This window comes from Mitsuaria sp. CC2 (assembly GCF_048957715.1).
Classification (GTDB): domain Bacteria; phylum Pseudomonadota; class Gammaproteobacteria; order Burkholderiales; family Burkholderiaceae_C; genus Roseateles.
Genome location: NZ_JARVXN010000014.1, coordinates 78,801 through 97,023, shown reverse-complemented (window position 1 = coordinate 97,023; position 18,223 = coordinate 78,801). Strand labels below are relative to the sequence as shown.

At 68.3% G+C, this 18,223-nt stretch carries 13 protein-coding genes; 12 read left to right on the top strand and 1 reads right to left on the bottom strand.

Annotated features, from left to right (window positions below):
• Window positions 1-95: 95 nt before the first annotated feature.
• Complete coding sequence (thiD, locus tag PV762_RS10195) at window positions 96-1,055, bottom strand: bifunctional hydroxymethylpyrimidine kinase/phosphomethylpyrimidine kinase (RefSeq protein WP_421034922.1); 960 nt, start codon at window positions 1,053-1,055, stop codon at window positions 96-98.
• Window positions 1,056-1,189: 134 nt separating this feature from the next.
• Here thiD and PV762_RS10190 point away from each other — a divergent pair, with 134 nt between their 5' ends.
• The 12 genes from PV762_RS10190 (at window position 1,190) to PV762_RS10135 (ending at window position 18,217) form a co-directional block, all read left to right on the top strand.
• Window positions 1,190-1,381 (top strand): rubredoxin, encoded by a 192-nt coding sequence (locus PV762_RS10190; RefSeq protein ID WP_088406382.1) that lies wholly within the window; start codon window positions 1,190-1,192, stop codon window positions 1,379-1,381.
• A gap of 125 nt (window positions 1,382-1,506) precedes the next feature.
• A complete protein-coding gene (locus PV762_RS10185) occupies window positions 1,507-1,902 on the top strand; it encodes a response regulator (protein WP_088406381.1) in 396 nt (131 codons plus the stop codon).
• A gap of 122 nt (window positions 1,903-2,024) precedes the next feature.
• Window positions 2,025-2,390 carry a response regulator gene (locus PV762_RS10180; protein ID WP_421034921.1) on the top strand — a complete coding sequence of 122 codons (366 nt, stop codon included), beginning with the start codon at window positions 2,025-2,027 and terminating at the stop codon, window positions 2,388-2,390.
• Window positions 2,391-2,394: 4 nt separating this feature from the next.
• Entirely contained in the window at window positions 2,395-2,913 is a 519-nt protein-coding gene (locus PV762_RS10175) for a chemotaxis protein CheW (protein ID WP_421034920.1), read from the top strand.
• A gap of 61 nt (window positions 2,914-2,974) precedes the next feature.
• A complete protein-coding gene (locus tag PV762_RS10170) occupies window positions 2,975-5,239 on the top strand; it encodes a methyl-accepting chemotaxis protein (RefSeq protein WP_421034919.1) in 2,265 nt (754 codons plus the stop codon).
• An 87-nt stretch (window positions 5,240-5,326) separates the two neighbouring features.
• A complete protein-coding gene (locus PV762_RS10165) occupies window positions 5,327-12,073 on the top strand; it encodes an Hpt domain-containing protein (protein ID WP_421034918.1) in 6,747 nt (2,248 codons plus the stop codon).
• A gap of 119 nt (window positions 12,074-12,192) precedes the next feature.
• Window positions 12,193-13,194, top strand: a complete 1,002-nt coding sequence (locus tag PV762_RS10160; protein ID WP_421034917.1) for a GGDEF domain-containing protein — start codon at window positions 12,193-12,195, stop codon at window positions 13,192-13,194.
• A 28-nt stretch (window positions 13,195-13,222) separates the two neighbouring features.
• The gene (locus tag PV762_RS10155; protein ID WP_421034916.1) at window positions 13,223-14,245 is read left to right on the top strand and encodes an alpha/beta hydrolase family protein; all 1,023 of its coding nucleotides are present in this window, start codon (window positions 13,223-13,225) and stop codon (window positions 14,243-14,245) included.
• Between the two features lie 352 nt (window positions 14,246-14,597).
• Window positions 14,598-16,043, top strand: coding sequence for a CHASE3 domain-containing protein (locus tag PV762_RS10150; protein ID WP_421034915.1), 1,446 nt, complete (start codon window positions 14,598-14,600; stop codon window positions 16,041-16,043).
• Entirely contained in the window at window positions 16,024-16,662 is a 639-nt protein-coding gene (locus PV762_RS10145) for a response regulator (protein ID WP_297526560.1), read from the top strand. The genes PV762_RS10150 and PV762_RS10145 overlap by 20 nt, the downstream gene beginning before the upstream one ends.
• A gap of 155 nt (window positions 16,663-16,817) precedes the next feature.
• Window positions 16,818-17,702 (top strand): response regulator, encoded by an 885-nt coding sequence (locus PV762_RS10140; protein WP_421034914.1) that lies wholly within the window; start codon window positions 16,818-16,820, stop codon window positions 17,700-17,702.
• Window positions 17,703-17,713: 11 nt separating this feature from the next.
• Window positions 17,714-18,217 (top strand): spore coat U domain-containing protein, encoded by a 504-nt coding sequence (locus tag PV762_RS10135; protein ID WP_421034913.1) that lies wholly within the window; start codon window positions 17,714-17,716, stop codon window positions 18,215-18,217.
• Window positions 18,218-18,223: the final 6 nt, after the last annotated feature.

The following is an 18,223-nucleotide window of genomic DNA, read 5'->3' as shown; positions in this document are numbered from 1 at the left end:
GGCGGCCGCGAGCCAGGCTCACGGCCGTTGGATGCAGGTGAAGGCCGATGGCGGCAGGAAGGCCGGAGGGCGCCGCTCGGGCGCCCTCGGCGGTCTCAATGGATGCGGCGGGAGCCGCGGCTGGGGGGCTCGTCGATCGGCATCTCGTCCGTGGCGGGCACGACCTCGGCGCCCTCTTCGCCCTCCTCGCCGGGCGGGAGCGCCCAGAAGAAGCGGTCCGGCACCACGTTGCCCATGCCGGGGCGGAAACCCGCCTCCAGCGACTGGTCGAGGAAGGCGAGCGCCTCGCCGACCGCGTCGTGCGGCTCCGAGCCGACCGACAGCAGCGCCGCCAGCGCCGCCGACAGCGTGTCGCCCGAGCCGACGAAGCTGGCCTCGAACCGCTCAAACTTCTCCCCGGTGATCGCGCCCTGGGAATTGGCCAGCACATTGTCGATGTACTGGTTGGGCAACTGGATACCGGTCACCAGCACGTTCGCGGCACCATGTTGCTGAGCGGCCACGGCCAGCTCGCGCGGGGAGGCGGGCCGGTCCGCGTCCCAGTCGGGCAGCAGGCAGTCGCTCAGCGTCTTCTGGTTGCCGACCAGCACCAGCGTCTGCGGCAGCACCAGTTCGCGGAACGCGTCCAGGTAGCTCTGCTGCTGTTCTTCGTCCAGCCATGAGATGCTGGGCAGGTAGGCCACCAGCGGCACGTCGGGGTAGTCGGACAGGACCTCGGCGACCGAGGAGACGCCTTCGGCGCTGCCCAGGAATCCGACCTTCCAGGCGGCCACCGGGACGTCCTCGAGGATGGAGCGCGCCTGTTCGACGATGCAGTCGCCGTCCAGGGTCTGGTGGTCGAAGACCTCGGCGGTGTCGCGCATGACGATGGCGGTGACGACCGGCAACGCGTGCGCGCCCATGGCGGCGATGGTGGCGACGTCGCCGGCGCTGCCGCCCGCGCCGCTGGGATCCGATGCATTGAAGCTCATCACGCAGGCCGGGGGCGGCGAATCCTGGTCCTCGATCGCGGCGGCGTCCTGGGGATCTTGTTGATGCGGGTCTGGGCGGCTCATGAATGGTTCGGCGAGAAGCCGTGAACTGGTGCGCAAAACGTGGAGAAGCACCGCAACCGACTGTTGTTTCATCGGTACTTCCGCCCCCCGGGTCAGACCGGGGGCATGGCTACAATCTTTCGATCATTGTAGTGATGCAAAGTCAACCCATCGTGAGCGAAGCAAGGACCTGGATGTGCCTGATCTGCGGCTGGATGTACGACGAGGCCGTGGGTGACCCTGAACACGGCATCGCCGCCGGCACCCGTTGGGAAGATGTCGACATGAACTGGACCTGCCCAGAGTGCGGCGCCCGCAAGGAAGACTTCGAAATGGTCCAGATCTGACCCTCGCATCGACCTTTCGGCAAGGCACCGGTCCTCGATCATCCGGCGGTCCTTCCAGTGCTCGTCGCTTGTCGCGGGCCTGAAATCTCTCTGACAACCATTGTCTGAACAATACGGAGAAGAGCTTGGATTCCAGCGCAAGCCCCCGCACGGCGACCAAGGTGCTCGTCATCGACGACAGCAACACGATCCGCCGCAGCGCCGAGATCTTCCTGAAGCAGGGCGGCCATGAGGTCGTCCTGGCGGAGGACGGTTTCGACGCGCTCGCCAAGCTGAGCGACTACCAGCCCGATCTCGTGTTCTGCGACATCCTGATGCCGCGTCTGGACGGTTACCAGACCTGCGCCATCATCAAGCGCAATCCGCAGTTCGCGTCGGTGCCCGTGATCATGCTGTCGTCCAAGGACGGCCTGTTCGACAAGGCTCGCGGCCGGATGGTCGGCTCGCAGGATTACCTGACCAAGCCCTTCACGAAGGACCAGCTGCTGCAGGCGGTCCGACAGCATTGCCAGGCGGGTTGACCGGCCCGGCCGACGACCCGCTTCCCACGACCCCATCCACGACATCCAACGACGCTCACGCCTGGCTCGAACGACGACTCCACCGACGCGAATCGACACGAGCCAAGACAGAGGGAGATCCCATGCCCATCCACAAGATCCTGCTGGTCGACGATTCGAAGACCGAGCTGCACGCGCTGAGCGACCTGCTGACCAAGCGCGGCTTCACCATCCGCACCGCCGAGAACGGCGAAGAGGCGATGAAGCGTCTGGCTGAAGAAAAGCCCGACCTCATCCTGATGGACGTGGTCATGCCGGGCCAGAACGGCTTCCAGCTGACGCGCGCGATCACCCGTGACGAGCGTTACGCCGACGTGCCGGTGATCATGTGCACCAGCAAGAATCAGGAAACCGACAAGGTCTGGGGCATGCGCCAGGGCGCGCGCGACTACGTCGTCAAGCCGGTCAAGGCTGACGAACTGCTGGCCAAGATCAAGGCGTTGGGCTGACATCATGGCCAACAAGCAAGCGCTGCGCGAACTTCAACAACGGCTGGCGCAGCGCATGCAGGCGGCGCGCGAAGCGCCGCAGGCGGCGAGTTGGCTGGCGGTCGAATGCGCGGGCCTCGGCCTGCTGCTTCCGCTCAAGCAATCCGGCGAAATTTTCACGCCGGTGCCGCTTCAGGCGGTCCCGTACACGCAACCTTGGATGCTGGGCGTGGCCAACTTGCGGGGCGGTCTGCATACGGTGGTGGACCTGTCGGCCTTCCTGGGCCTGCGGGGGCCGGTGCCGCTGACATCGGTCCACCGGATGGTGTCGATCAATCCGGATCTGGGCATCAACTGCGCGCTGCTGGTAGACCAGCTGCTGGGGCTGCGCGGCGATGAACAGCTCCAGGCCGAGCCCGACGAGGGCGGCCATCCCGATTTCGCTCCTGCCCGCATGCGCGACGGGCAGGGCCGGCGCTGGCAAGTGCTGGACCTGGATGCGCTGACGCAGCATCCGCAATTCCTGCGCATTGTTTTGAACTGATAGCCAGACGACGGCCCCGCCGCAGGCGCCGATTCGACGAACGAGATCAAACGAGGGTGAGATGAGCTTCCTGGACAAGATCAAGAACAAGGGCAAGAACGAGGGCAACGACGACTTCGACGCGGGTCCGCAGACCGACGCGTCGGGCGCTGTTCCGGAGGACACGCAAGACTTCCAGCCTTCGATCATCACCACGGCGCAGCCCACGCCGGAGTTCCAGGACACGTCCGCGGGCTACCAGCCTTCGGCGTCCGCCCCGGAATCGCCCCAGCCGATGCCGGCCGTGGCCCGCCAGCCCGAGCAGCGCCGCACCGGCCTGCTGACGGCGATGGTCGCCGTCGGCCTGATCGGCACGACGCTCACGGTGTCCTGGTCGCTGATCAGCTCCAACCGCTCCGCGGCGCAGGTGCGCGGCGCGGGTCAGGCGGCGACGCAGTCCCAGCGTCTGGCGAAGGCGGTGTCGACCGCGCTGCTGGGCAACAAGAACGCCTTCCCGGAAATGAAGGAAGCGTCGGAGATCCTGACCGGCGTGATCGGCTCGCTGCGCGACGGGAGCGGTGAACTGGCCAAGGCGCCAAGTTCGGTCGATCCGCTGCTCGAGAAGATCGCCCCGATGGTGGCGCGCGCCGACAAGAACACCAAGGTCATGCTGGCGCAGGAAAAGGTGCTGACGCAGGTCGGCGCCGCGCTGCGCGCGATCAACCGACAGTCGTCCGACCTGCTGGAAAGCGCCGAGGCCGTGGCCTCGCTGTCGCTGCAGAGCTCGGCCCCGACCGGCGAAGTCGCCGCGGTCGGCCAGTTGGTGATGCTGACCCAGCGGATCGGCAAGTCCGCCAACGAATTCCTGACGCAGGAAGGCGTGAGCCCCGAGGCCGTGTTCCTGCTCGGCAAGGACTTGAACGCATTCCGCGAGATCGCCCAGGCGCTGCTCAACGGCAACCCCGAGCTGCGCCTGAACGGCGCCAAGGACGCACAGGTGCGTGAACGTCTGAAGGTGCTGCTGACGCAGTACGACCAGACCCGTTCGCAGGCCACCGCCATCCTGTCCAACCTGCAGGGTCTGGTGTCCGCGCGGGAAGCGCAGACGGCGATGCTGAATGACTCGGAACTGCTGCGCAAGGACCTGGACGACCTGGGCGTCGGCCTCGAATCGGCAGGCGGCCTGAATCCGGCGGTACTGATCGGCATGCTGGCCTCGCTGGCGCTGCTGGTGATCGGCTCGGTCGGTTTCCTGCGGTTGTACGTGTCCGACCAGTCGCGTCGTGCCCAGATGGCGGAAGAACAGCGTCGCGAAGCCGAGGCGCAGGAGCAGGAAGCCAAGCGCGTCAACGACGCGAACCAGGCGGCGATTCTGCGACTGATGAACGAGCTGCAGACGGTGGCGGAAGGCGACCTGACGCACCAGGCGACCGTGACCGAGGACATCACGGGTGCGATCGCCGACTCGGTGAACTACACCGTGGAAGAACTGCGTTCGCTGGTGCACCAGGTGCAGACGACGGCGGTCCGGGTGACGGACACGACCGCGCAGGTGGACCAGACGTCGACCGAGCTGCTGGCCGCGTCCACCGAACAGCTGCACGAGATCCGCGCCACCGGCGAGGCGGTGCTGCAGATGGCGCACCGGATCAACCAGGTGTCCGCGCAGGCGCAGCAGACCGCCGACGTGGCCCGCCAGTCGCGGGAAGCGGCCGAGCAGGGTCTGGAGGCGATGCAGAACAACATCGGCGGTATGAACCAGATCCGCGACCACATCCAGGAAACGTCCAAGCGCATCAAGCGGCTGGGCGAGTCGTCGCAGGAAATTGGCGAGATCACGGAGCTGATCTCGGACATTACCGAACAGACCAACGTGCTGGCGTTGAACGCAGCCATCCAGGCGGCGTCTGCGGGCGAGGCCGGTCGCGGCTTCTCGGTGGTGGCGGAAGAAGTTCAGCGACTGGCGGAACGCTCCGCCGACGCGACGCGCCGGATCGCCGCGCTGGTCAAGACCATTCAGACCGACACGCACGACGCGGTGGCCGCCATGGAGCGCTCCACGCTGGGGGTGGTCGAAGGGACGAAACTGTCCGACGCGGCCGGCCGCGCGCTGGAAGACATCGACTCGGTGTCGCGTCGCCTGGACGACCTGATCGGCCAGATCTCGTCGGTCGCGCAGAACGAAGCGCGCGCCGCCAACGAGGTCGGTGCGAACATCCAGCACATCTTCGCGGTGACCGAGCAGACTTCCGACGGTACGCGTTCCACCGCCCAGATGGTGCACGAGCTGTCACGGTCGGCGGAAGCGCTGAAGCAGTCGGTGGCCCGGTTCAAGGTCACGTCCTGATCGGACGGACCTTCCACCCAGCGCCACACCGGTAGAACAGGGATCACCCCGCACCGCGTCGACAATTAGAAGAGAACAAGAGCGAGCATGGACCTTACGCGCGAATCCGAGTTCCCCGCCGACCTGAGCCCTTTGGCCTGGGTCCAGGAGGAGCTGCGCCGCACGCTGGAATCGGTGCACAAGGCCCTTCGCCGCGTGCTGCGCGATGCCGATGCGCGGTCGACGACGCTGGGCGGCGACGGCCAGCCCAGTCCCGCCCTGCAAGGCGCGGCTCAGCAGATGCACCAGGCCGCTGGCGTGCTGGCGGTGGTCAGCCTGCCCGCTGCCGCGCACCTGCTGCGTGCCGCCGAGGCGACGCTGTTCCGTCTGGCCGAGAACCCGGCCAGCGTGAGCATCGCCGAGGTCGAGGCAGTGGAGCGCGCGGACTTCGCGGTGCTCGCCTTCATCGCCAAGACGCTGGCCGGCGGGCAGCCGAGCTCGCTGGCGCTGTTCCCGGCCTACCAGACCCTTCAGGAACTCAACGGCGCGGGCCGCATCCATCCGGCGGACCTGTGGACCGAAGAGTTCCGCTGGCGTGAACTGCCGCTGGACCGCGGCGTGCGCGCCTTGACGTCGGAGCAGATGCGCACGCCGTTCGAAGCGCTGCTGCTCAAGCAGATGCGCGCGCCGGCGCCGGGTCAGGGCCAGCTGCTGAGCGACCTGTGCGCCGGCTTGGCGCTGACCCAGACCCAAGCGAATGCGCGGACGCTGTGGATGCTCGCCGCGGGGCAGTTCGAGGCCCAATCGCGCGGCCTGCTGCCGGTGGACACGCTGGTGAAGCGGCTCGGTTCTCGACTGCTGGCGCAACTGCGCGCCGGCAGCGACGCGGCCCCGTCCGAGCGCCTGGCCAAGGACCTGCTGTTCTTCGCCGCCGCCGCCAAGCATGCCGAGCCGGGCTCCGCGCCGCGCCTGAGCGCGGTGCAGCAGGCCTACGGCCTGATCGAAGCCGACACCGTCGACTACCGTGATGACGCGCTGGGCCGCATCGACCCGAACTGGGTCGCGGCCGCGAAACGTCGCGTCATCGCGGCGAAGGAGTCCTGGGCCTCCGCCGCCGAAGGCGAGACCCACCGCCTGGGGGGGCTGGACGAACAGTTCGCCAACGTCGCCGAATCGCTCCAGAAGCTGTTCCCGAGCGGCGAGGTGCTGGGCGATACGCTCCGCCGTGCCGTCGTCGCGACGCTGCGTTCGGGCCGCGCGCCTGAAGCCGCGCTGGCGATGGAGATCGCCACGTCGATGCTCTATCTGGAGGCGGCGCTCGAGGACGAGGCCTTCGACCAGCCGGAGCAGGGCGAGCGCGTGAAGAGCCTTGCCCGTCGCATCGAGTCGGTCGGCCACGGCGAAGCGCCGCTGGCGCTCGAGAGCTGGATGGAAGAGCTCTACCGTCGTGTCGCTGATCGTCAGACGCTGGGTTCCGTCGTCCATGAACTGCGCGCCAGCCTGTCCGAGGTCGAGCGCCAGTGCGACGAGTATTTCCGCGACCCCACCAAGCGGGACCTGTTGATCCCGGTGCCGGGACAGTTGCAGGCGATGCGGGGCGTGTTCAGCGTGCTGGGGCTGTCCCAGGCCGCGCAAGCCACGCTGAAGATGCGCGATCAGGTCGACGAACTGGCCAATACCGAGGTCGATCCGTCGCTGGCGGGACCTCGCGCGCAGTTCGACCGGCTCGCCCACAACCTGGGCGCGCTGGGTTTCCTGATCGACATGCTGAGCGTGCAGCCGCAACTGGCCAAGCGCATGTTCCGCTTCGAGGAAGACACCGGGCTGCTGCAGTCGCTGGTGGGTCGCGAAAGCGAACTGCAGGCGCAAGCGCAGGAATCGGCCGTCGAGGACGTCGAGGCGCAACCGCAACTGATCGCGCAGTTGCAGGCGACGGCACAGGCCGTTGCGCAAGGCGACCGTTCGACCGAGGACCTCGCCCGCGATCTGGAACGGATCTCCCACGAAGCCCGCGCCGCCGACGACCTCGGCATGGCTCAGGCGGCGCAACAGGCGCAGCAGCAGCTGCTGTCGGCCGGCGGCGATGCCGCGGGCAGCCACGCCGCCGAATCGCTGCAGCAATTCATCGAGGCCGCCGCGCCCGCGGCGCCTCCCGCGCAGGCGCCAAGCGCGCCGATCCCGCAGGCCGAGGAAGCGATCGACGAGGAGATGCTGGGCATCTTCCTGGAAGAGGCGGCCGAGGTCGTGACCACCGCACGCGACGCGATGACCGCGCTCGCCCGCAACGGCAGTGACAAGGAACAGCTGACGACCGCGCGCCGCGCGTTCCATACGCTGAAGGGCAGCTCGCGCATGGTCGGGCTGAACGAGTTCGGCGAAGCCGGCTGGGCCTGCGAACAGCTCTACAACCATCGTCTGTCGGAACATCCCCAGGCCGATTCGGACCTGCTGCGCTTCAGCAACGAAGCGCTGGACGCCTTCCAGGCCTGGGCCGCCGCGATCGCCGACAAGCGTCCCCATGGCTTCCACAGCGCCCCGTTCCGGGCCTCTGCCGACGCGCTGCGCCTGGAAAACCGCTATCTGCCGTTGCAGGTGTCGGCCGAGCCGGCCACTCCCGTGGCCGCACCGATCCCCGTCGTGCCTGACGCCAGCGACGTCGTTGAACGGGTCGACCTGGGCTCGGTCCCCGAGGTGATCGAAGTCGCCGAGGTGGCCGAGGTCGTCGAGGTTCCCGGCGTGGACGAAGTCCACGAGATCGATCTGTCCGGTCTCCCGGAGCTGTCGCTCGCCGATGAAGTGGCCGCGCCTACGCAGCCGACCACGTCCGAAGCCGCCTCCGACGATCAGTCGGCGCTGGACCTGCTCGCCCCGCTGGTGGAGCCGGCCCCGGCTGGCGCCGTCCTCCCGTCCCTGGATCTGCCTTCCCTGGACCTGCCGGGCTTGGACGCGCCGGTGCTGCCGGTGGCCGATCTGTCCCTGGACTTCCCGGGCGAGGTGCCCGAGCTCACCCAGGCGGTGCCGGAACTGAGCTCGTCGGTCGATCTGGACGCGCTGTCCTCGGCCGATCTGCCTGCGCTCGACACGACGATGTCGCTGCCGACCGTCGCCGATGTGGTCGAGCCCTCCGCGCTGCACGAAGCTTCGACGGTCGAACTGCCCGTCGCCATCGAGTCCCCGGTCTTCCATGACGAGCCGACGCAGGCTCTGGAGCCGACGCTGACCTCCGCCGACGACGCGACCGTCACCATGGATCTGCCGGCCGGCTGGCCGGCGGATGCGCCGATGGTGGAGATCGAGGCCACGACGCCGATGCCGCTCGACGAACTGCCGCTCTCGCCGGCGGTCGACGAGCCGGCGCTGGACCTGCTGGATCTTTCGGACCTGAACACTGAGCCGGTGGCCACGCTCGAGGCGGCGTCGACGCCGGACCTGACGCTGACGCTGGACCTGGGTCAGGAGCTGGTCGATGCGCCGCCGGAGGGCCTGTCGCCGCTCAGCCTGTCCGATCTGGAGCTGCCCGACCTCGACCTGGACACGCCGCCCACGCACGCGACACCGGCGTTGAGCCTGGTGGGCGGGACGGCCGTCACGCCGCCGGCTGCGGATGCGCCGAGCGAGGCCGTCGACGGGCAGGTGGGGGCAGAGGACAGTGACGAGGGCGTCAAGGTCATCGGGCCGCTGCGCATCAGCATCGCGCTGTTCAACATCTTCCTGAACGAAGCCGACGAGCGTTCCCGTCGTTTGCAGGTGGAACTGACCGAGTGGTCGCTGCTGCCGCAGTCGCCGCTGCCACAGGAAGCGGAAGCGTTGGCCCACGGCCTGGCCGGCAGCGCCGCGACGGTCGGTTTCGACGACCTGTCGACGCTCGCCCGTTGCCTGGAACACGCCCTGGGCCGAGCCCTGGGCCATGAAGTCGGCGATCCGACGCTCTTCCAGCGCGCCTCCGACGAGATCCGCCGCCTGCTTCATCAATTCGCCGCCGGTTTCCTGAAGGAAGCCGATCCGGCGCTGCTGGCCGAACTGCAGGCCTTCGAACCCGGGGCGCCGCTGCCTGACGGCCATGCCGACAGCGACGAGGGCCTGCTGGCCATGTCGCTGGAGGAAGTGTCCACGGCCTCGTTGCCGGCCAGCCTGCTCAGCGTTCCGGTGCCGCCGGTCGCAGCGGCCGAGCCCGATTTCCCGACCTCGCAGGAAGCCTTCCATCAGGCCGCCGAGGCGACCGACGACGACTTCGACTTCAACCAGCCCGACCAGATCGAGCCGGAACTGATGCCGATCTTCGAGGAGGAAGCCGAGGATCTGCTGGGCCAGTTGCACGGTGCCCTGCGCGAGTGGGCCGCCCAACCGGCGGATTCCAGCCGTGCCGCGGCCTGCATGCGTGTGCTGCACACCTTCAAGGGTGGTGCGCGCCTGTCCGGTGCCATGCGCCTGGGTGAAGAGGCTCACCGTCTGGAATCGCAGGTCGAGCATCTGGTGGCCGAGGGCGAGCCGCGCTTCGAGCAGCTGCTCGCGCTGCAGGACGCCGGCGACAGCCTGGAGCACTCCTTCAAGACGCTGCAGCGCACCTGGCGCAATCCGGCGCCGGTGGTGCCCGCGCCGATGGCGCCGGTCGCGCCGATCGCCGAACAGCCTGCTCCGATTCCGGCCACCGAGGCGGTGGAAGCGATTGAATCGCCTGCCGAGGGCTCCGACGCGATCGCGGCCCCGGCCGTTGAAACGCCGGTTGAGGCCGAGGCCCCGATCGAAGAGATCGTCGAGCCGGTCGAGGTCGTGGAGCCGGTCGCGCCTGTGCTTGAGGTTGAGGCACCGATCGCCGAACCAGTGATCGAGCCGACCGCCGTCGAGCCGGCTGCCGAGATCGTCGAGCCGGTCGTCGAGGCGCCTGCGCCCGTGGCGGCGCCGGTTTCCGCGCCTCTGGCCGACATCGACATCGACTGGGCCCACTTCAGCGAAGTGGCTGACATGGGTCAGCCGCTGGAAAGCGCGCCGGTCGCGCCGGCCGCGCAGGTGCGCGTCCGTGGCGCGCTGCTGGAACGCATGGCCGCGCTTTCGGGCGAAGTCTCCATCCGTCGTGCCCGCCTGGAGTCCGAACTGGGCCAGATGCGCACGTCGCTGGGCGACCTGGACGACAACCTTGAGCGTCTGCGCACACAGTTGCGCGAGCTGGAGCTGCAGGCCGAGGCCCGCATCGCCGCCCGACAGGAAGCCGCGCAGGCCACCGGCAAGGACTTCGACCCGCTGGAGTTCGACCGCTACACCCGCTTCCAGGAACTGACGCGGATGCTGGCCGAGTCCGTCAACGACGTGGCGACGGTCCAGCGCGGCCTGCAGCGCAACGTCGCGGCGGGCGAAGACGAACTGGCCGGCCAGTCCCGGCTGACGCGCGAACTGCAGGATGACCTGCTGCGTACGCGGATGGTGGAGTTCGACAGCAGCCTGGGCGAGCGCCTGCACCGCGTCGTGCGTCAGGCTTCCCGCGAGAGCGGCAAGCAGGCCCAGCTCGAGATCCGCGGTGGCGGCGTCGAACTGGATCGCGCGGTGCTGGAACGTCTGACGGGCGCCTTCGAGCATCTGCTGCGCAACAGCGTGGTCCACGGCATCGAGACGCCGGACGTCCGCCAGCAGGCCGGCAAGGCCCCGGTGGGCAAGATCGTGTTGAATCTGCACCAGGAAGGCAACGAGATCCAGGTCCGCTTCAGCGATGACGGTGCCGGCCTGAACCTGGCGCGCATCCGCGCCCGCGGCGAGAGCCAGGGCCTGATCCAGGCGGGTCAGGACATCAGCGATTCACAGCTGATGGACCTCATCTACGAGCCGGGCTTCTCCACCGCCGATGCGCTGACCGAAATGGCCGGCCGTGGCGTGGGCATGGACGTGGTCCGCTCGGAAGTCAACACACTGGGCGGCTACGTGCTGACGCAGTCGACCGCAGGCCAGGGCGCGAGCTTCGAGCTGCGCGTGCCGCTGACGACGGCGCTGACGCAGGTCGTCGTGCTGCGCTACGGCGATCGCAAGGTTGCGGTGCCCGCGGCGTTGATGCTGTCGGTGCAGCGCCTGCCGGTGGAGACGGTGGAGCAGGCGTATGTCGACGGCTCCCTGATGGCCGCCGGCGAGCGCATGCCGTTCTATTGGCTGGGCGGCCTGATGCGCCACAGCGATCGTGGATTCGCTCACGGCAAGACGCTGCCGGTGGTGCTGGTGCACAGCGCGCAGCAACGCCTGGCGCTGCATTGCGACGAAGTGCTGGGCAACCAGGAAGTCGTGATCAAGAACTTGGGCCCGCAGCTGATGCAGGTGCCAGGCCTGGCGGGCATCAGCCTGCTGGCCTCCGGCGACGTCGCCCTGATCTATAACCCGGTGGCGCTGGCCAACCGCTACGGCCATGCCGCGCAGCAGCGCGTGCACGACGCCGAAGCGGCGGCCCGTCAGGTCGTGGTCGAGGAAGTCAAGGTCCAGCTCGCACCGCTGGTGATGGTGGTCGACGACTCTCTGACCGTCCGCCGCGTCACGCAACGCCTGCTGGAGCGCGAAGGCTATCGTGTGCTGCTGGCCAAGGACGGCCTGGATGCGATGGAACGTCTGGGCGGCGACGAGTTGCCCGCGGTCGTGCTGTCGGACATCGAGATGCCGCGCATGGACGGCTTCGACCTGGTCCGCAACCTGCGCGCCGACACGCGTCTGGCGGGTCTGCCCGTGATCATGATCACGTCGCGGATCGCGCAGAAACATCGCGAGTATGCACAACGGCTCGGAGTCAACGATTACCTGGGCAAGCCCTATGACGAAGAGCACCTGCTGGGTCTGATCGCCCGATACACTGCACATCTGTCCGCCGCTCAGCCGGCGAGGGCGTAGGGTCCGGTTTCCCGGACATCGGGAAGCCGGCGCCAGGATCCTCCCTCCACGCTGCAAACACCATGTCCGGGGTAGTCGACCATCTTGCCGAACTGACGGGCTTCCGTGACCGAGATGTCATGGACGTCACGCTCGTCACCGCGTTGCGTGACCTGCTCAATGGTCCCGTGGCCGCGGTGGCGATCTACCGCTGCGTCGGCGAGCCCGGCCAGCAACGCTGGCTGACCCGCGCGCGTCTGCGCGCCGGGGACCCGGTCGCCACGGCCGACTCGCTGTGGGTCGATCCCGAACGGTTGCCGAGACTTGCCGAAGAACCCCGCCGACTCGAGTGTCTGACGCAGCGCAGTGTGCTGCAGCAGCGCGAGGGAGACGAGTGGGTGACCCTGTTCCCGCTCGCCACCGAGCGCGAGGTCGTCGGTGTGCTGGAACTGCATACCGCGCGCCGGCTCAAGGCCGAAGCCCAGCGCATGGTCTCCAGCGTGCTGCGGATCTATCACAACTTCCAGGGACTGCTGGACTACAGCGAGCGCGACACGCTGACGGGTCTGCTCAACCGCAAGACCTTCGACGAGAGCTTCCTGAAGGCGGTGTCGGAGCTGCCGACGCGCGCGCCCAGCGAGGCCGCCGCGCATGACGAAGCGGGTCAGGATCGTCGTCATGCCGTCGTGCATCCGCGCTACTGGCTGGGTGTCATCGACATCGACCTGTTCAAGTCGATCAACGACCGTTTCGGCCATCTGATCGGCGACGAGGTCCTGCTGCTGCTGTCGCGCCTGATGCGCAGCAGCTTCCGTTTCAACGATCTCCTCTACCGTTTCGGCGGCGAGGAGTTCGTGGTGCTGATGCGCTGCGAAGACGAGCCCGACGCGGCCCACGCCTTCGAGCGTTTCCGCAGCAATACCGCGCAGTACGCCTTCCCGCAGGTCGGCCGCATCACGGTCAGCATCGGCTTCACGCAGATCCGCGCCGGCGATTCGCCGGCCGCCGCGTTCGAGCGCGCCGACAAGGCGGTGTACCACGCCAAGGGCGCCGGACGGAACCAGGTGCAGAGCCATGCCACGCTGGTCGCGCAGGGCGCGATGTCCGAGGCCAAGCACCTGAGCGACGTCGAACTGTTCTGACGTCGTGAACAGGACGTGGCGCTGGTCCGTGCTCGCCGCCTCGGCGATGGCGGCGCTCGCGGCGCTGCTGATCGGTTGCGCAACGCCTGCGCCGGTGAGCGGCCCCGATCTTCCCGCACAGCCCGGCGCGCAATTTGCCGATGACGGCAGTCATCAGTGGCAGGACTTCGACTGGATTGATCCCACGCGCCAGCGCGCGGTGCCCGTCCGTGTCTACTGGCCCCAGGGCGGAGCGCCCTCCGGCGGATGGCCGGTCGTGGTGTTCTCGCACGGCATGGGCGGCTCTCGTCGCGGCTACAGCTATCTCGGCAGCTACTGGGCCGCGCACGGTGTCGTCGCCATGCATGTGCAGCACATCGGCAGCGACCGACGCCTGTGGTCAGGCGGATTCGGCTGGTCCAACTCGCTCAACCTGGTCCTGCGGCTGCAGCATGCGGCGCAGCCAGAAGAGGCGGTCGACCGCACGCAGGATGTGCGCTTCGCGCTGAACCGGCTGCTCTCCGGCCCTCTGGCGCCTCGACTTGATCCGGCGCGACTCGCCATCGCGGGGCACTCCTACGGCGCCAATACCAGCCTGCTGCTGGCCGGCGCGAGGGTGGCGACGTCGGCGGGACTGCCTGGCGGCACCACGCTGACGGCGCTGGCCGAGCCGCGCTTCAAGGCGGCGATCCTGATCTCCGCGCCGCCGTTCTACGGCGAAGGCGACCCCGTGCCCATCCTGTCCGGCGTGGCGATTCCCACGCTGCACATCAGCGCCACCGATGATGAGATCACCATCCCCGGCTATTACAGCGGTCCTGCGGATCGCATTGCGCTCTTCGACGCCATCGGCGGGCCACACAAGGCGCTGGCGATGTTCAGCGGCGGCTCGCACAGCATCTTCACGGACCGCATGAATACCGGCGGACTCGATCTCAATCCGAAGGTCAAGGCGGCCACGCGAGAACTCAGCCTGGCCTATCTCCGGCTCGTCCTGGACGGCGAAGACGCGCCGCTGCGCGACTGGCAGCGGCGCCATGCCGCGCTGCTCGCGCGATGGCAGCCACCCTGAAACGCTCCCGCGCAAGCGTCGCGGGGTCAAGACGAGAGTCAAGTCCTGACCCCGCAATCCGCCCGGTTCGGCCAGGGTCGCGAAGTCTCCGACGGGCAGACGTGGCTTTCCCGGTACGCGGCACGTGAGCAGGGACTTGCTTTTCCTGCGCTACCCCTCTAGCGTTAGACCCCTGTGAACGGTCTCCGCAGAGAGAGTCGACACGAAGCCCCAGAACGCGGGGCCCGAGAGAGGCGCGACCAGACGTCGCGAGCAACAGAAGCACTGGGGTGGATGTCGGCGCGGATGTCATCGCTGTGATGCCGTCGTCCACAGGGTTGTACCAACACGGGCGAGCAAGCCCGGACCTTCGATGCGCATGCTGACCTTTCCGGTGGCTGCGGGCCTGTTGCTGGCCGGCTGCATCGCTTTTGTAGCCACCGCCTACGGCGAGTACCGCAGTCTTGGCGAATTGACGCGTCAGGAGAACGCGCGCGCTCATGCCTTGCGCACGCAGCGGCTGATCTCCGACCTCAATGCGTTGCTGATCGATCTCGAGACGGGCACGCGCGGCTTCCTGATCACCGGCGACGCGGCCTTCCTGCAGCCGTACGAGCGCGCACAGCGCGATCTCGACGCCCACTATGTGGAACTCAAGACAGCGCTCGCACGATCGGGCGACCGGCAGGAAATCGCGTTCGAGCGCCTGGACCGCTTCATCGCCGAACGCCTCCATCAGGTCGAGCGGCAGGTCGAGGGGCGCTGGAAAGAAGGCGAATCGGCGCTGAAGGACCGCCAGGCCTACGTGGCAGGCAAGCAGCTGATGGACGAGATCCGCGGCGAGCTGGGCCGATTGAAGTCCTTGCAGCAACAACGGATCGACGGCATCGAAACGGCCGTCGCGATCCAGACGAAGGAGACCACGCTGCTGGCGCAGGTGTTGCCGCTGGCCGGCGGCGTGATGGTGGCGGCGGCGATGGCCGCGCTGTGGATGGAGCGCGAGCGCCGCGATCAGGCGGAACGTGCCCTGCGGGACAGCCATGCGCAACTGGAAGGCGCGGTCGTCGAACGCACGCGTGAATTGACCGAGGCGCTCAAGCGCATCCAGAGCTTCGCTGCGGAACTGGACCGCAGCGTCGAGGCGGAACGGCGCCGTCTGGCGCGCGAGGTCCACGATCAGTTGGGTCAGCTCGGTACCGCGGCCAAGATGTTGGCCTTGTCCATGGCGCGCAAGATCGCGCCGGCCAAGGAGCCGATGCACGAGGAAATGTTGAGCATCGCCGACGAGGTCATCGGCGCCGCCCGCCGCATCGCCAACACGCTGCGGCCGCCGCTGCTGGACGATTTCGGTTTCGGTGCCGCGGTGCAGCATTACGTGCAGGGCCTGCAGCGGCAGAGCGATCTCATCGTCGATGTCGACCTGGCGTCCGACGACGCGTTGACGCCGGAGCAGCACAACCAGCTGTTCCGCCTGCTGCAGGAGGCGGCCACGAACGTGCTGCGGCATGCGCAGGCGCAGCAATTGACCATCGAATCGCGCCTGGAGGACGGCGAATACCGGTTGCGGATCGAAGACGACGGCGTCGGACCCGGCCATGTGCGCGTGGATGCGTCGGGCTTGCGGAACATGCGGGAGCGCGCCGTGCTCGCAGGTGGGGAGATGGAGTTCGGGCCGGCGCCCCGGCGCGGCACGCGGATCGACGTCCGGGTGCCGGTGGCGGCCGATGGCAGTGAACTGGGGGAAGCGGACGACGCCAACGGTGGCGCCGGCGCGAGACGGGAGAACGAGGAGGGCTGGGATGAGATTTCTGATCGTTGACGACCATCCGATCATGCGGCTCGGGGTCAAGCAGTTGATCCAGGGTTACTGGCCGCAGGCGGTGATCGACGAAGCGTCGACCATCGCCGAGGGGCTGCAACTCGGTCAGGCGCACAAGCCGGACGCGCTGGTGCTGGACCTGTCCTTGCCCGACGCGAGCGGGACCGAGGGCGCGAGCCGCATGCTGCGGGCGATCAAGGGCGTGCCCGTGCTGGTGCTGAGCCTCAATGCGGAGTCCGCCTATGCGGCGCGGCTGCTGCAGATGGGCGTGTCCGGTTATCTGCCCAAGGACAAGGCGACCGACGAACTGGTCGTCGCCTTGCAACGGCTGCTGCAGGGGGGGCGCTACGTCACCGCGGCGATGGCGGACCATCTGCTGGGTCTGCTGAGCGGGGCCACGCCGGGCCAGTTGCCCCACGAGCAGCTGTCGGCGCAGGAGCACCGCGTGATGCTGCTGATCGCCGCCGGCAAGACGCCGGCCGAGATCGCCGACACCATGCACCTGTCGGCCAAGACGGTCGGCACCTACCGGGCGCGCATCCTCGAGAAGACAGGCTGGCGCAACAACACCGAGCTGACGAAGTACTGCGTCCAGCACGGTCTCACGGACATCCAGTGACCCCGCGGAGGACGTAGGTGATCGCCCGACAAACCCTGCGGAGGGAACCCGACATCAGCTTGGGCGGGGTGCCGCTGATGTGGGCGCGAGGGCGCGCGCAAGATGCCGGACAGGCGGTGACAACCAGTCACCGCATCGCTCCGGAGTACTGCTTCATGGACATCTTTCTCGTCGAGGACTCGTCGGCCATCCGCCGTCTCCTGGCACGCCGGCTCGAGGACATGGCCGGCGCGCGCGTCGTGGGAGAGGCCGACTCCGCGCCGCAGGCGATCGCGCTGATCGACTGGCTGCAGCCGGACACGGTGCTGCTGGACATGACGCTGCTGGTGGGGACCGGCATCGACGTGCTGCGCGCCCTGCGCCGAAAGGGGTATCGGGGACGCATCCTGATGCTCACGCATCACGCGATGGACGCCTACCGCGACATGTGCATGCAGGCCGGCGCCGACGGCTTCTACGACAAGGCCTCCGGCATGGAGACGCTGTTCGGCGACCTGGAGGAACTGATGCAGAGCGAACTCGTCGGCGGTCGGCAGCAGCGGCCGTCGCCGCTGCTGCGCGATGCCGAGACCGGGTTGCTGGGGCAGGTCGCCTTGCTCGAACGCCTCGATCAGGTCCTGCGACTGGTCAATGCTGAGGCCGGCAAGGTGGCCGTCACGGTGGTCGTGCTGAAGGGGCTGGAGGCGCTGCTGCGCAGCCAGGGCGTTTCAGGCGCGGCACCGGTGCTGGTGGAGATCGGCCGGCGGATGTCGGGCTGCGCCGGCCCGGCCGATCTGCTGGCCCGGCATGCCACCGAGCAGTTCGCGCTGGTCGTCTCGCGCGCCGGTTCGGTGCAGGAGGCGGAAGCGCTGACGGACCGCATCCGCGAATCGCTGGCCGACCCCTTCGATCTGGGCGGTCATGAGGTGCGGCTGGACAGCCATGTCGGCCTGGCCGTCTATCCCCGCGACGCGATCTCCGCGCGCGGCCTTCTCGTCCTTGCGGAGGCCCGGGCGCATGGCACGCGGCTGCCCGAAAGGGGCAGCGCCGTGGTGCACTGACGGGGACACGGATGCGGAGAAGCCTCCCGCTACTCCTGATCACGGCCGCGCTCGTCGGCCTGATCGGCGTTGCGCGCGGCGGCACGGCGACCAACACGCTCACGTCGCAGACGACGGTGTCGTCCGCCTGCAATGTGTCGGGCTCGACGCTGGCCTTCGGCTCCGCCATCAACCCGATCGGCGCTGGGCCGGTGAACGGCACTTCGACGCTGACCATCGAATGCACGGCCACCACGGCCTATACCGTCGCCCTCAGCGCCGGGAGCAACGCCGGCGGTGCGGCCAACTTCGCCGCCCGCAAGATGATCAACGGCGCCTACTCGCTCGGCTACCAGCTCTACGTCGACGCGGGGCGGACCTCCGTCTGGGGCAACAGCACCGGCGGCAGCACCGTCTACAGCGGCACGGGGACGGGGGGCATTCAGAGCGTCACCATCTATGGCCAGGTGCCCTCGCTGACTGGCGCGGTGCCCGGGGCGTACACGGACACGGTCACCGTGACGGTGTCCTACTGAAGGCGA

What these genes read in the sequence shown, in the direction of transcription:
- thiD (WP_421034922.1), bottom strand. Translation starts at nt 1,055, where the DNA reads ATGAGCCGCCCAGACCCGCATCAACAAGATCCCCAGGACGCCGCCGCG.
- PV762_RS10190 (WP_088406382.1), top strand. Translation starts at nt 1,190, where the DNA reads ATGCAAAGTCAACCCATCGTGAGCGAAGCAAGGACCTGGATGTGCCTG.
- PV762_RS10180 (WP_421034921.1), top strand. Translation starts at nt 2,025, where the DNA reads ATGCCCATCCACAAGATCCTGCTGGTCGACGATTCGAAGACCGAGCTG.
- PV762_RS10175 (WP_421034920.1), top strand. Translation starts at nt 2,395, where the DNA reads ATGGCCAACAAGCAAGCGCTGCGCGAACTTCAACAACGGCTGGCGCAG.
- PV762_RS10170 (WP_421034919.1), top strand. Translation starts at nt 2,975, where the DNA reads ATGAGCTTCCTGGACAAGATCAAGAACAAGGGCAAGAACGAGGGCAAC.
- PV762_RS10165 (WP_421034918.1), top strand. Translation starts at nt 5,327, where the DNA reads ATGGACCTTACGCGCGAATCCGAGTTCCCCGCCGACCTGAGCCCTTTG.
- PV762_RS10160 (WP_421034917.1), top strand. Translation starts at nt 12,193, where the DNA reads ATGGACGTCACGCTCGTCACCGCGTTGCGTGACCTGCTCAATGGTCCC.
- PV762_RS10150 (WP_421034915.1), top strand. Translation starts at nt 14,598, where the DNA reads ATGCGCATGCTGACCTTTCCGGTGGCTGCGGGCCTGTTGCTGGCCGGC.
- PV762_RS10145 (WP_297526560.1), top strand. Translation starts at nt 16,024, where the DNA reads ATGAGATTTCTGATCGTTGACGACCATCCGATCATGCGGCTCGGGGTC.
- PV762_RS10140 (WP_421034914.1), top strand. Translation starts at nt 16,818, where the DNA reads ATGGACATCTTTCTCGTCGAGGACTCGTCGGCCATCCGCCGTCTCCTG.
- PV762_RS10135 (WP_421034913.1), top strand. Translation starts at nt 17,714, where the DNA reads ATGCGGAGAAGCCTCCCGCTACTCCTGATCACGGCCGCGCTCGTCGGC.